General features: G+C 63.7%; 10 protein-coding genes and 1 pseudogene. 5 read left to right on the top strand and 6 right to left on the bottom strand.

Going from position 1 to position 14,252, the window contains the following annotated elements; genetic code table 11:
* Window positions 1-149: 149 nt before the first annotated feature.
* Window positions 150-1,775 carry an AMP-binding protein gene (locus tag FJ949_RS20905; protein WP_140498666.1) on the top strand — a complete coding sequence of 542 codons (1,626 nt, stop codon included), beginning with the start codon at window positions 150-152 and terminating at the stop codon, window positions 1,773-1,775.
* A complete protein-coding gene (gene kynA / locus FJ949_RS20910; RefSeq protein ID WP_140498668.1) occupies window positions 1,772-2,608 on the top strand; it encodes a tryptophan 2,3-dioxygenase in 837 nt (278 codons plus the stop codon). Before FJ949_RS20905 ends, kynA begins: the two co-directional genes overlap by 4 nt.
* Before the next feature lie 63 nt (window positions 2,609-2,671).
* Here the strand turns inward: kynA and kynU are convergent, their stop codons facing one another.
* Both kynU and FJ949_RS20920 read right to left on the bottom strand, forming a co-directional pair.
* A complete protein-coding gene (gene kynU / locus FJ949_RS20915) occupies window positions 2,672-3,919 on the bottom strand; it encodes a kynureninase (protein ID WP_140498670.1) in 1,248 nt (415 codons plus the stop codon).
* Window positions 3,916-4,593 (bottom strand): TetR/AcrR family transcriptional regulator C-terminal domain-containing protein, encoded by a 678-nt coding sequence (locus FJ949_RS20920; RefSeq protein ID WP_181172122.1) that lies wholly within the window; start codon window positions 4,591-4,593, stop codon window positions 3,916-3,918. The genes kynU and FJ949_RS20920 overlap by 4 nt, the downstream gene beginning before the upstream one ends.
* A gap of 467 nt (window positions 4,594-5,060) precedes the next feature.
* On the opposite strand from FJ949_RS20920, the gene lexA reads away from it, so the two are divergent.
* Window positions 5,061-5,804, top strand: coding sequence for a transcriptional repressor LexA (gene lexA, locus FJ949_RS20925; protein ID WP_140498674.1), 744 nt, complete (start codon window positions 5,061-5,063; stop codon window positions 5,802-5,804).
* On the opposite strand, the pseudogene FJ949_RS20930 reads toward lexA, so the two are convergent.
* Window positions 5,798-8,247 (bottom strand): annotated as a pseudogene (locus FJ949_RS20930) (ComEC/Rec2 family competence protein). The gene lexA and the pseudogene FJ949_RS20930 sit on opposite strands and share 7 nt — an antisense overlap.
* A 103-nt stretch (window positions 8,248-8,350) precedes the next feature.
* On the opposite strand from FJ949_RS20930, the gene gltX reads away from it, so the two are divergent.
* Window positions 8,351-9,775 carry a glutamate--tRNA ligase gene (gene gltX / locus FJ949_RS20935; RefSeq protein WP_140498676.1) on the top strand — a complete coding sequence of 475 codons (1,425 nt, stop codon included), beginning with the start codon at window positions 8,351-8,353 and terminating at the stop codon, window positions 9,773-9,775.
* Window positions 9,776-9,957: 182 nt separating this feature from the next.
* Window positions 9,958-11,286: a citrate synthase gene (gene gltA / locus FJ949_RS20940; RefSeq protein ID WP_140498678.1), complete on the top strand. Its 1,329-nt coding sequence runs from the start codon at window positions 9,958-9,960 to the stop codon at window positions 11,284-11,286.
* Window positions 11,287-11,351: 65 nt separating this feature from the next.
* Here the strand turns inward: gltA and lpxB are convergent, their stop codons facing one another.
* From lpxB to lpxA, 3 genes are read right to left on the bottom strand one after another with little or no spacing between them, the layout of a single operon-like run.
* Window positions 11,352-12,530, bottom strand: a complete 1,179-nt coding sequence (gene lpxB, locus FJ949_RS20945; protein ID WP_140498680.1) for a lipid-A-disaccharide synthase — start codon at window positions 12,528-12,530, stop codon at window positions 11,352-11,354.
* Window positions 12,523-13,437, bottom strand: a complete 915-nt coding sequence (locus FJ949_RS20950; protein ID WP_140498682.1) for an LpxI family protein — start codon at window positions 13,435-13,437, stop codon at window positions 12,523-12,525. Before FJ949_RS20950 ends, lpxB begins: the two co-directional genes overlap by 8 nt.
* Window positions 13,409-14,242 (bottom strand): acyl-ACP--UDP-N-acetylglucosamine O-acyltransferase, encoded by an 834-nt coding sequence (gene lpxA / locus FJ949_RS20955; protein ID WP_140498684.1) that lies wholly within the window; start codon window positions 14,240-14,242, stop codon window positions 13,409-13,411. Before lpxA ends, FJ949_RS20950 begins: the two co-directional genes overlap by 29 nt.
* Between the last annotated feature and the right edge of the window lie 10 nt (window positions 14,243-14,252).

A 14,252-nucleotide genomic window follows, 5' to 3' on the forward strand; every position in this document is an offset into this window, starting at 1 on the left:
GGCATCGTTTCAGCCGATAGCAATGGCGATCGACAGCGGCAACGTCAATGCTCCGGGGGCAAAACATTTTAGGCTTGAAACAAATTTCGACTGGTGCGATCCTGTGCCTTGTTCAGCGATGGGCGTGAGGCAGACAGGGGCAGCCGAAAATGCTTGGGCCATCAGCGCATATCGACACGTTCACGCGCGATAACCTGCCGCCGCCGGATCAATGGCCGGACTTCCTGCTCGACGGCTTCGACTATCCCGAACGGCTCAATGCCGGCGTCGAACTGACCGACAGGCTGGTCGAGAAAGGGTTGGGCGACCACACCGCGCTGATCGGCAACGGCCGCCGCCGCACCTACAAGGAATTATCCGACTGGACGAACAGGCTGGCGCATGCGCTGGTCGAGAATTACGGCGTCAAGCCAGGCAACCGGGTGCTGATCCGCTCGGCCAACAACCCCGCAATGGTGGCCTGCTGGCTGGCCGCCACCAAGGTCGGCGCCGTCGTGGTCAACACGATGCCGATGCTGCGCGCCGGCGAACTCGCCAAGATCGTCGACAAGGCCGAAATCACCACAGCGCTGTGCGACACCAGGCTGATGGACGAGATGACCGCCTGCGCCAAGGACAGCGCGTTCCTCAAGCAGGTCATCGGCTTCGACGGCACCGCCAACCACGACGCCGAACTCGATCGCGCCGCCCTCGACAAGCCCGTCACGTTTACCGCGGTGCAGACCGGGCGTGACGACGTCGCCCTGCTCGGCTTCACCTCAGGCACGACAGGCGTGCCGAAGGCGACGATGCATTTTCACCGCGACCTCCTGATCATCGCCGACGCCTACGCCCGCGAGATCCTGCAGGTGACGCCTGACGACATCTTCGTCGGCTCGCCGCCCCTGGCCTTCACCTTTGGCCTTGGCGGGCTCGCCATCTTCCCGCTGCGTTTCGGCGCCGCGGCGACGCTGCTGGAACAGGCAACGCCGCCCAACATGGTCCACATCATCGAAACCTACAAAGCGACGATCTCCTTCACCGCGCCCACCGCCTATCGCGCAATGCTCAAGGCCATGGACGAAGGGGCCGATTTATCGTCGCTGCGCGTCGCCGTTTCGGCCGGCGAGACCTTGCCCGCGCCGGTCTTCGAGGAATGGACTGAGAAAACCGGAAAGCCGATCCTTGACGGCATCGGCGCCACGGAAATGCTGCATATTTTCATCTCCAACCGCTTTGATGACATGAAGCCTGCCTCCACCGGCAAGGCCGTTGGCGGCTATCAGGCGCGCGTCGTCGACGACGAAATGCGCGAAGTGCCGCGCGGCACCGCGGGCAGGCTCGCGGTGCGGGGACCGACCGGCTGCCGCTACATGGCCGATGCCAGGCAGAGCGACTATGTCCGCGACGGGTGGAACCTCACCGGCGACACGTTCTGGCAGGACGAGGACGGTTTTTTCCACTTCGCAGCGCGCTCCGACGACATGATCGTCAGTGCCGGCTACAACATCGCCGGCCCAGAGGTCGAAGCGGCGCTGCTGGCGCATGCCGATGTCGCCGAATGCGCGGTGGTCGGCGCCGAGGATGCCGAGCGCGGCCAGATCGTCGAGGCTCATGTGGTGCTCGTGAAAGGCGTGGCGCCAGACGCAATGACCGTCAAGCGTCTGCAGGATCACGTCAAGGCCACGATCGCGCCCTACAAATATCCGCGCTCGGTAAAATTCATCGCCGCTTTGCCCAAGACGCAGACCGGCAAGATCCAGCGCTTCCGGCTGCGCGCGGAGAAGATCAATTGAGCAAGCCCTACGACCCGTCCGCCGAGGGCGCGGAAATGTCGTTCAAGGAGCGCATGTCCTACAGCGACTATCTGCATCTGGAAAAGGTGCTCGAGGCGCAGGAGCCGCTTTCGTCAGCCCATGACGAGATGCTGTTCATCATCCAGCACCAGACATCGGAACTCTGGATGAAGCTCGCGCTGCACGAAATCGGCGCCGCAATCCGCTCCATCCGCGCCGACCGTCTCGAACCGAGCTTCAAGATGCTTTCGCGCGTCGCCCGCATCTTCGAGCAGCTCAACAATGCCTGGGACGTGCTGCGCACGATGACGCCCAGCGAATACACCGAGTTCCGCGACGCGCTTGGCCAGTCCTCGGGCTTCCAGTCGTGGCAGTACCGTGCCATCGAGTTCATGGCCGGCAACCGCAATCTCGCAATGCTCGGACCGCACAAGCACCGGCCGGACCTCAGCGAGAAACTGGAGGCGATCCTGGCGCAACCGTCGCTCTACGACGAGGCGCTGCTGCTGCTCGCCCGTAACGGCTTCGACATCGGTGCCGACGCAAGGCGTACGGACTGGCGCGAAACGCGGACCGAGAACGAAGAGGTCCTTGTCGCCTGGCAGATCATCTACCGCGACCCGCAGCGCTACTGGATGTTCTACGAACTCGCCGAGAAGCTGGTCGATTTCGAGGATTATTTCCGCCGTTGGCGCTTCAACCACGTCACCACGGTCGAGCGCATCATCGGTATGAAGCGCGGCACCGGCGGCACATCGGGCGCGTCCTACCTGAAGAAGATGCTGGAGGTGGAGTTGTTCCCGGAGCTGTGGAAGGTCCGCACCCGGCTCTGACGTAGCTTTGCCGACTGCATATCGTTATCCCGAACCCACTGCGCTTTTCTGAGCGACAGGCTCTTAAGTCACCGCCGCCTTGACGGCGAAACGCGCCTCCTGCCACGCGTCCGTGCGCAAAATGTCTTCCAGCACCTCGACAGCCTGCCAGACATCGACATAGCCGACATAAAGCGGCGTAAAGCCGAAGCGAATCGTGGATGGCGCGCGGAAATCGCCGATCACGCCGCGCTCGATCAAGGCCCGCATCACCTGATAGCCATGCGGGTGGAGGAACGAAACCTGGCTGCCGCGCTCATTGCCATCGCGCGGGCTTTCGAGTTCGAGGCCGTAGGCGCCGCATTTTGCCTCGACCAGTTGGATGAACAGATCGGTCAACGCCATGCTCTTCCTGCGCACCTCTGCCATGTCGACGTCGTTCCAGACATCGAGCGCCCCTTTGAGCGCGCGCATCGACAGCACAGGCTGCGTGCCGCAGAGAAACCGGCGGATGCCTGTGCCGACAGCAAAACCCTGTTCGAAGGCGAATGGCCGCGCATGGCCCCACCAGCCGCTGAGCGGCTGGCGGACATCGCCATGGTGGCGCTCGGCCGCGTAGATGAAGGCCGGGGCACCCGGGCCGCCATTGAGATATTTGTAGGTGCAGCCAACGGCGAAATCGGCATTCGAACGGTCGAGCTCGACGGGCAAGGCGCCGGCGGTATGGCAGAGATCCCAGACAATCAGCGCGCCGGCATCATGTGCCGTCCGCGTCAGCGCGGCCACGTCGCGCAACTGCCCGGATTTGTAGTTGACGTGGTTGACCAGGATGACCGCGACCCGCTCGTCGATCAGTTCTTCTATGGTCGGCGCATCGACACCCTCGAGCCGCAGCACCGTGCCCGGCCGCGTCGAGGCAACGCCTTCGGCCATATAGAGATCGGTCGGAAAGCTGTCCCCCTCGGCGACGATGACTGACCTGTCCGGCCGCATCCCGAGTGCCGCATGCAGCACCTTGTAGATGTTGATCGAGGTGGTATCGCAGACCACCGTCTGGCCGGCGGCGGCCCCGATCAGGCGCCCGAGTTGGTCGCCGAGTTCGACCGGCATGTCGAACCAGCCGGCGGTGTTCCAGGCGCGGATGAGATCCTGCGCCCACTCCTGCGTGGCGGCCTTCTGCAGCTCGCCGAACACGGCGGGCGAAGCGGCGCCCAGCGAATTGCCGTCGAGATAGATCACCCCCTGGGGCAAGGTGAAGCGGTCACGCATGGCACGCAGCGGATCCGCGGTGTCCATTGCCTCGATCGCTGCGAGATCGGGAATTTTGCTCATGGTCGCGATGTTCCTCGGTGAGAAGAGCGCCCTGGAAACGGGCCGGCTGTTTTGCCGCCCGGGCAAGGGCTGGCCGCATAGACGCGCAAGAACAGGGTGAACGCCCGGTTCGATCTTTGCTCGATTTCCGCCCGAGGCAGTTCCTCGAGCACCCCAACGATCCGGCGAACCTGGAGATCGCCGATCAAAAGACTGATGTAGATGTCGGCGGCTTCGGCAGGATCGTCACAGGCGATCAGGCCGGCCCGACTTGCGGTTCGAAGCAGGTCGCCAACAAGCGGCATTATGGCATTGCGGCCGAATTGCGCGATCGATTGGCCAAGCGTGCCTGTATCGTTGACGTCGCCGGCCGCGGCGCGATTGAGCGCCACCGCCTTGTCGCCCGTCACGAGGGTCAGCAGGACTGGCCCGAGCAAGTTCAGGGTTTCGAGCGGATCGCGCGCCTGGTGAAGGGCGTCCTCCAGCAGCTTCCTTGCCTCTCCCGCATTGGCTTCGATCAAGGATCGAAACAGGGTCTGCTTGTTGCCGTACCAGTTGTAGAGGGTTTCGTTCGAGGCCGATGCCCGCTTGGCGATAGCAAGCAGGGAGGCGCTCTTGTAGCCGGCTTCCCGGAGCACCGCATAGGCGGCCTCCTCTATCCGTTCGCGTCGCGCGGCCTGCTTCGGCGTGGTCATTGGTGTTCCTCTTCGAAAACCGTACATTATTATACGGTTTCGTCAAGCGAACGGGAAGCAAGGAGCGAGCGAACGCAGCCCATCGCGACCAGTGGTGGTGCCTCGTCGTTTTCCCGCAGGAAGTTGGCATTTTGGTTTCGTTTCGTTCACGAGCCGCAGGGGTTTTTAATCCGCCCAAACGCACCCCGCACCTGCCGGTCACCCAGCTTGCAGGCTTGTGCCAAGAGTGGAGACCGGTCGGGCCACAGGCCATTAACCAAAATAGTTTCAAAGGGCCCGGGAGCGCATTGACGACGGACCGCGCTGGCAGGATGCTGGCTGCGGGAGGGCATTTCGTTTCCGTCGCCTTAACAAATTCATTAAACTTTAAATGGTTGCGGAACACAACTGGAACAGATAGTGTTTGTTCTGGGTTTGTTTTCTGATTCTGGTTCCAGACCCTTCGTGCAATGCCTTTGGGGGCCGCCATGCTCACGCGCAAGCAACATGAACTCTTGATGTTCATCCATGAACGGCTGAAGGAAAGCGGCATTCCGCCGTCCTTCGACGAGATGAAGGAAGCGCTGGACCTCGCCTCCAAGTCGGGAATTCATCGGCTGATCACGGCGTTGGAGGAGCGCGGCTTCATTCGCCGCCTGCCCAACCGGGCGCGCGCGCTGGAGGTGCTGCGCCTGCCGGACTCGATCGCGCCGGGTCTTAACGCGGCAAAGAAGTTCTCCCCGAGCGTCATCCAGGGCAGCCTCGGACAGGGCAGCAGCCCTAGCCGGCAGATCAAGCCGGCGACGTCTTCGCGTCTGCCCGCTGCCGGCAATGACGACGATGCGGTTTCAGCGGTGTCGATCCCGGTCATGGGTCGCATCGCAGCGGGTGTGCCGATCGACGCCATCCAGCATCAGACGCATTCCATTTCAGTGCCGCCTGACATGATCATGGGCGGCGAACACTATGCGCTGGAGGTCAAGGGCGATTCGATGATCGAGGCCGGCATTTTCGACGGCGACACGGTCATCATCCGCAATGCCGACACCGCAAGTCCCGGCGAGATCATCGTGGCCCTGGTGGACGAGGAGGAAGCAACGCTGAAGCGCTTCCGCCGAAAGGGTGCTTCGATTGCGCTCGAGGCTGCCAATCCGGCCTATGAAACACGTATTTTCGGACCGGACAGGGTCAAGGTGCAAGGCAAGCTGGTCGGCCTGATCAGGCGCTACTGAGCGGGGTCGGCGGTGGGCTTTTCGGGTTTGCGGTAAGGCGGCAGTCCCCTTGCCTCGCGTGAGAATTTCCGCTGTTCGTGCCAAGGCCGATATGGCCTGTCGACGGCAAAGCTGACCCGTGCCGGTGCCGTCGCCGATTGCTGGTCGAAGAAGACGGCGGCACTTCCCTTACGAGCGAGCTGCCGCTTGGTGATGACGAGAACCAGCGGATTGTGGCAGGGATCGTAGCCCGCGGGGTCGTTGATGACGATCAGATCCGCATAGGAGCAGGCCCTCCAGGCGTCCTTGCGATCCTCCACCTGCGCGATGATCGCCCCCGAGGTATGCCGGGCCATGCACAGGCCCGTGAAGCAATAGAAAGGCGCTCCCGCCGGAAGTTGCGCGGGATCGAAGATGTCGAACTGTCGGTCTCCGCTGTCGAACAGTTCCGGCGCAACGATGGTTTCGGACTTCAGCGCGCGTTTCCAATTATCGACGGTGAATTCGTTCGGGCGCGCCCGGTTGATCGCGAGCTCGCCGCCGCCGATCGGCAACGCCACCAGGCGGGCATCCTCCGAAATCAGCACGTCCGGCGTGCGCGTGTCCGAGACGGTCAACAGGCCGGCGAGCGCGAAGGGAAGTGCCGCCAGCCGCAGCCATGTCGTGGCCATCGTCGCGATGACCAGGGCGATCGCCACCAGAAGGACGGATGCTGCGAAATCAACCCGACCGCGTCGACCGGCGAGCGTTGCGAGATCCATCCTGATATGGCGATCATCGCGGTCAGTCCCTTGCCCATCAGATAAAGGGATGGTCCATCGAACCCGAACGGCATCAGCAGCGCGCTGGCAACCGCAAGGAACATCACGACAGAAACGATCGGCATGACGGCAAGATTGGCGAACAGGCTGAGCGGCGACACGCGCTGGAAATGCCAGATGGCGAAAAGCGCCGTGGCGCTTCCCGCGATAATCGAGGTCATCGCCAGCCCACCTGTCGCCAGCAGCAATTTTCGCGTCAGCAGGCCAGGCAAGGTCCGTTGCGGCGGCGGGGTCCGCGCTTTGTCGGCTTTGCGATCCGACCAGCCGGCATAGGCGCCGACCAGGGCCGCGGTGGCGGCGAACGACATCTGGAAGCTCGGCCCTACCACCTCGTGCGGCGACACCACGATGACGGCGATCGCCGAAATAGCCAGATTGCGCATGGTGAGTGCCGCCCGATCGAACAGAACGGCGATCAGCATCACCGCCAGCATGATGAAGCTGCGTTCGGCGGCGACAACGACGCCCGAAATGACGAGGTAGGCGGCGATCGAGAAAAGTGCCGCCGCGGCCGCGTATTTCTTGACCGGCCGGCGGGAGGAAAAATTCGGGAACAGCGCGAAGCCGCCACGCAGCAGACCCATGACCGTGCCGGCGACCAGCGCCATGTGCAGCCCGGAAATTGAGATGATGTGGTAGATGCCGGTGCGTCGCATCGCTTCATTGATCTCGTCGGGAATCCCGGCGCGCACACCCACGATCAGCGCCGCGGCGATCTCGCCCTCGGCACCGCCGATGCTGCCCCTGATATGGTCGGCAATGCTTTCGCGAGCACTCTCGATGGCGGCTGAAAGGGCGGCCCACAGCGGCCTGTCATCGGCTGAGACGATTTTGGGGTTGCCGAGAAAGAAGCCGCTGGCGCCTATGCCGGCGAAGTAGCTGTCGAAGGAAAAGTCGTAGCTGTCCGGCCGCACCGGTCCGGTCGGCGGCAACAGCCTGGCATAGCCGGTCACGAGCGAACCGGCCGTCACTTCAGCCGGCACCTTGCGTGCCGAAAGGCGAACGCGCTCCGGCGCGTAGAGTAGTTTCGGCCGCGCGGTCGATGTCACATCGATGGTCAGCCGGATGCGCCCGGTCTCCATCTGGTCGACCGAAACGACGCGGCCGGTGATTTGCGTGGAGATTTCCGAGCCCAGCATCCGCGTTCCCGCTCGCCACGTCTCGACTTTGCCGGCGAGCATGCCGAGCGCGCACAACAGCGCCGCCATGAAGCACAGATGCGTTTTCGGCCATGAGCGTGAAACGAGCGCGCACAGCGACATCAGGATCGCGACCGCGACAGGCTTGGCAAAGCCCGGCTCCGCCGCCAGCGAAAAATAGGCGATCGATCCGCATGCCAGGAACACCGGCACGAGCAGGAAGGCTATGCCCCGATCGAGTTCGAGCTCGGACGCTCTGGCCACGCCGTTGCGCAGACGAGGCCATGAAGCACGGCCGAACTCACGGCGCAGACGCACGGCCGCGCCGGCTGCGGGAATGCCGGGCGGCGTGGAAACATCCGCCGGCGGCGACTTGCCCGGCTGCTGTAGGGGCGGCAACGCCAGCGGCAATGAGGCGGGCGCGGGCATGGCAAAAAGGGAGCGTTCGCTGACGCCGGCAACGACGTCCTCGCCTTCCTCCGCGCCCCGGCCCGCTCCAGCCATCGGGTCTGCCCCTTGCGCCCTCGACACCCTATGCTACATGAACGCGCAACGCGCGAAAGTGCGTGTGATCCGCACCCCGCTCCAGACGTTTCCCGAGAGTTGTATGTCCGACAAGGTTGTCACCCGTTTTGCCCCCTCGCCCACCGGCTACCTGCACATCGGCGGCGCGCGTACGGCGCTCTTCAACTGGCTCTACGCCAAGCACACCGGCGGTACGATGCTGCTGCGCATCGAGGACACCGACCGCGAGCGCTCCACCGATGCGGCGACAGCAGCCATTCTCGAAGGACTGACTTGGCTCGGCCTCACCTGGGACGGCGACGCCGTCTCGCAGTTCGAGCGCGCGCCGCGCCATCGCGAGGTGGCCGAGGAGCTGGTGCGCATGGGCAAGGCTTACTACAGCTACGAGACCCCTGCCGAGCTTGAGGCAATGCGCGACGCGGCGCGGGCCAAGGGCCTGCCGCCGCGCTATGACGGAAGCTGGCGTGACCGCGACCCTTCGCAGGCGCCTCCTGGCGTCAAGGGCGCGATCCGCATCAAGGCGCCGACCAAAGGCGAGACGGTGGTGCATGACCGTGTCCAGGGCGACGTGCGCTTTCCCAACAAGGATCTGGACGACTTCATCATCCTGCGCTCGGACGGCAATCCGACCTACATGCATGCCGTCGTCGTTGACGATCACGACATGGGCGTCACCCACATCATCCGTGGCGACGACCACCTGACCAATGCCGCCCGCCAGACCGTGATCTACAACGCCATGGGCTGGGATGTGCCTTCAATGTCGCACATACCGCTGATCCACGGCGCCGACGGCGCCAAGCTGTCGAAGCGGCACGGCGCGCTGGGCGTGGAGGCCTACCGCGCCATGGGCTACCTGCCCGAAGCGCTGCTCAACTACCTGGCTCGGCTCGGCTGGAGCCACGGCGACGACGAGATCATGTCGATCCAGGACATGATCGCATGGTTCGACATCGGCGATGTGAACAAGGGCGCCGCCCGCTTCGATTTCGCCAAGCTGGAGGCGCTGAACGGCGTCCATATGCGCCGCATGGGCGATGCCGAGCTGTTCGATATCTTCATTGCCACCTTGCCCTATCTCGAGGGCGGCCCGGCGATGGCCGCACGCCTCGACGACAAGAACAGGGCGCAGTTGCTGGCAGCGCTGCCGGGCCTGAAGGAGCGCGCCAAGACGCTGGTCGAACTCGTCGATGGCGCTGCCTTCCTGTTTGCCGCGCGGCCGTTGCCGATCGATGAGAAGGCAGCCCTGCTGCTCAATGACGATGCGCGCAAGGTCCTGCGTGGCGCTCACGACGCGCTCGAGGCGGTTTCAGGCGACTGGACGGCGGCCTCGGCTGAAGCCGCGATCCGCGACTATGCGACGGCCGGCGGCTACAAGCTCGGCGCCGTCGCCCAGCCCTTGCGCGCCGCCTTGACAGGCAAGAGCACCTCGCCCGGCGTGTTCGACGTTCTCGCCGTGCTTGGTCGCGAGGAGAGCCTGGCGCGCATCGCCGATCAAATCGATTAGGAGCAATCTGGCCCAAGAAGATTGGCATTGAAAGGCGCGTTTCGCAGTGCAACATTGAGCCTTGGCCCAATCTGGCACGCACTTCCTAAAATGCGGTCGCGAATACGCGCATTCGGTGACTTCGACGTGTCGCTTTGCAGAATTTGCCTTTGCCGGCATGAGGAAACAAGAAGGAGTTTGCAATGACCGAAGCTGCGACAAGACGGGAACTGGGCGGCAAGACCCAGGAAGCCACGGCAAAGCTGGAATTCGCCGGCAAGACGCACGAATTCAAGGTGCGAAGTGGTTCAGTCGGGCCTGACGTCATCGACATCGCCACGCTGTACAGCACCACCGGCGCCTTCACCTACGATCCCGGCTTCACCTCGACGGCAAGCTGCGAGTCCGAGATCACGTTCATCGATGGCGACGCCGGCATTCTCCTGCATCGCGGCTATCCGATCGACCAGTTGGCCGAACATGGCGACTTCCTGGAAGTCTGCTATCTCCTGCTCTACGGCGAACTGCCGACCAAGGCGCAGAAGGACGATTTCGATTACCGCGTGACGCGCCACACCATGGTGCATGAGCAGATGTCGCGCTTCTTCACCGGCTTCCGCCGCGACGCGCATCCGATGGCGGTGATGTGCGGCGTGGTCGGCGCGCTGTCGGCCTTCTATCACGACTCCACCGACATCTCGGATCCTTACCAGCGCATGGTGGCGTCGATGCGGCTGATCGCCAAGATGCCGACGATCGCGGCCATGGCCTACAAATACCATATCGGCCAGCCCTTCATTTACCCGAAGAACGAACTGAATTTCGCCGCCAACTTCCTGCACATGTGCTTTGCCGTGCCGTGCGAGGAATACAAGATCAACCCGGTCCTGGCGCGCGCCATGGAGCGCATCTTCATCCTGCACGCCGACCACGAGCAGAACGCTTCGACCTCTACCGTTCGGCTCGCCGGCTCGTCTGGCGCCAATCCGTTCGCCTGCATCGCCGCCGGCATCGCCTGCCTGTGGGGCCCGGCGCATGGCGGCGCCAACGAAGCGGCGCTGAACATGCTCGGCGAGATCGGCCATGTCGATCATATTCCGGAATTCATCGCCCGCGCCAAGGACAAGGACGATCCGTTCCGGCTGATGGGCTTTGGCCACCGCGTCTACAAGAACTACGATCCGCGCGCCAAGATCATGCAGAAGACCGCGCATGAGGTGCTGGGCGAACTCGGCATCAAGGACGATCCGCTGCTCGACATCGCCATGGAACTGGAGAAGATCGCACTCACCGATCCCTATTTCATCGAGAAGAAGCTCTACCCCAATGTCGACTTCTATTCCGGCATCACGCTGAAGGCGCTGGGCTTCCCCACCACCATGTTCACCGTGCTGTTCGCCGTCGCCCGCACCGTCGGCTGGATCGCGCAGTGGAAGGAGATGATTGAGGATCCGCGCCAGAAGATCGGCCGCCCCCGCCAGCTCTACACCGGCGCGCCGGAGCGAGACTACGTGCCGATCGCGAAGCGGTAAAAAGGAAGAAGTGAATAAAAGTGAGTAGTCAGTAGGGAAAGAGCGGTAATCCTACTCACTACTCACTACTCACTACTCACTCTCTTGATATACCCCATCACCACCTGCGCGGCGATGTCGCCTGACGGCTTGGCGGTTGTCATGCGCCGCGCGATCTCGGCGAACCCGTCCTTCTGCCATCTGCGCATGCCTGTGTCGGCGAACAGCGCTTCGAGTTGGCGGGCCAGATTGTTCGGCTTGACATACTCGTTGTAGAATTCCGGGATCAGCGCCCGATCCGATATCAGATTGGGTAGCAGCGCCGACCAGACCGAAACGAGATATGGCGCCACGATGCGCGCAACAGGGTCAAGCCGGTAGCAGGAGATCATCGGCACATCGGACAGCGCCAGTTCAAGCGAAACCGTGCCGGACGCGATCAGCGCCGCGTCAGCCTTGCCGAAGGCCTGCCACTTTCGCTCAGCGTCGAGGATGATCTCGGGCTTCTCGTCCCAGCGAGCGACCGCCGAGCGCACGACATCGGCGACATGCGGCACGGTCGGCAACATCAGCCGCAGGCGATGCCCGCGTGCCCGCAGCATCGAAACGGTCTCCCCAAACGGCTCGAGCAGCCGCCGCACTTCGCTGCGCCGCGAGCCGGGCAGGACGAGCAGCGTCTTCAGGCGATCCGGCGAAAGATCCCGCGGTTGGGCCTGCGTCCTGGCTGCCGAGAGCACGCCCGCGTCATGGGTGAGGCGATGTCCGACATAGGTCCCTGGCGGTCCGCCGAGCCTGCCTAGCTCCTTCACCTCGAACGGCAGGATGCAGAGGATGTGGTCGACATAGGGCTTCATCGCCACCGCCCTGCCCGGCCGCCATGCCCAGACGCTGGGACAGACATAGTGGATGATCGGGATGGTGGGGTTGGCCGCGCGCACTTTCCTGGCCACGCGCAGGGAAAAATCGGGACTGTCGATGGTTATGAGGCAGTCGGGCTTCGCATCCGCGACCGTCCTGGCCAGCTGACTGATCCGCCGCATCAGCCGCGGCAGGTCACTCAGGATGGCGCTGAAGCCCATGAGCGCGATCTCGCCGGCGTCGAACGGCGAGACCAGCCCGAGCGCCTGCAGATGGCGGCCGCCGAGACCGACGAGCTGCACCTCGCGCCCCGTCGACTGCTTAATCGAACGCACGATGTCGGCGCCAAGCAGGTCGCCGGATTCCTCGCCGGCCACGATTGCGATCTTCAGCGCCTTGTCAGCCATGCGCCGGCTCCGCCGCTGGCAGGCCGACGATGAACAGACCGAGCGCATTCGCCCGCGACAGCGTCGCCGGCCCCTCCAGGATGAGAGAGCGCCCCGCTTCGACGGCAATGCCGGCAAGCCCCGCCGCATGGGCTGCTTCCACCGTCTGCGGCCCGATCGACGGCAGGTCGGCCCGCAGCTCCTGGCCGGGTTTGGCGCATTTGACCAGCACTCCGCGGGTCTTTCCGGCAAGCCTGCCATGGCCGCGCAGCGCGCGCGCTCTTTCGAGCAGGCCGCTCGTGCCTTCGATGCCTTCCAGCGCGATGGCCCGGCCTCCGATCGCAATCGCCGCCTGCCCGATATCAAGCGCGCCGATGGCCTTGGCGGCCAGCCTGGCCGCCTCGATGTCGCGCCAGTCCGATTGCTTTGGTTTCGCCGTGGTCAGTGTGCCTTCGCCGGCGGCCAGTTCGGGAACGACCTCATGCGCGCCGACCACTTTGATGCCCCGCTTCTCCAGGCCGCGTGTCACCACCTTCAAAAGTCCATCATCGCCGCGCGCCAGCGCCATGATCACCGATGGTACGATCGCCAGCAAGCCAAGGCTCGGACGGATGTCGGCCAGCCGGGGCCTGCGTCTGATTTCGCCGGCAAGGACCACATGAGTGATGCCGTGGCGCTTCAGCGTCGCCACCAGTGAACCGATCTGCTCAAGGGCGAGGCTGTCGTGTTCGTATCGGAGCAACTCCTGCCGGCGGTCGGCCTCACCTTCCATCAAGAGGATGAAGGGCGGGTAGCCATGCGCGGCCAGGCCTTGCGCGACTTCCACCGGCAGGCTGCCACCGCCGGCGACGATGCCGACCCTGGCCCCCGGCGAGAGAACGAAATCCGCTGCCGCCGCCTCAGTCTTCGTCATCGCCGTCATCGCCATCGCTCCCCTTGAGCGATGGCACAGCATAGTGCCGCTTGCCGCGACTGGAGATGAAATCGATGATCTTCATGGCGGTCGGTGACGTGGCGAATTCCGCCTTGGCGAATTCGATGTTCTCGCCAACGGTGCGCGAGCGGTCGAATATTGTCTTATAGACCCTGCGCAGCAGATAGATCTCGGATCTTGGCAGACCGGAGCGCTTGAGCCCGATGATGTTGAGGCCGCGCAGGCTGGCCCGATTTCCCGCCGCCATGGCATAGGGAATGACATCACCCACAAAAGCCGAGCACCCGCCAAGAAAAGCGTTGTCGCCTACCCGCACGAATTGATGAACGGCGCTGAGACCGCCGATATAGACGTTGTCGCCGATTTCGCAGTGTCCGCCCAGCGTCGCGCCGTTGGCGAAGGTGGCGTTCTTGCCGACGACGCAGTCATGGGCGATGTGGGCGTAGGCGAGAAAATTCCCATTGTCGCCGACCGTCGTTTCGCCGCGGCTGGTATCGGTGCCGACATGCATGGTGACGCCTTCGCGGATCGTGCAGTTCTCGCCGATGACGAGCGTGGTGCGGCCGCCCTTGTGCTTGGTGTTCTGCGGCGGCCCGCCCAGTATCGCCATCGGATAGACCTTGGTCGACGCGCCGATCGTCGTCGCGCCTATCACCGAGACATGGCTGACCAGTTCAACGCCGTCGCCAATCACGGCATCTGCGCCGACATAACAGAGCGGTCCTATGCGGACGCCTTGGCCGATTTGAGCGCCTTCCTCCACGACGGAGGAAGGATGGATGGATGTCTTGATTTTCATAAGCATTCGA

Source organism: Mesorhizobium sp. B2-4-1 (assembly GCF_006442185.1).
In the GTDB taxonomy this organism is placed as follows: Bacteria; Pseudomonadota; Alphaproteobacteria; order Rhizobiales; family Rhizobiaceae; genus Mesorhizobium.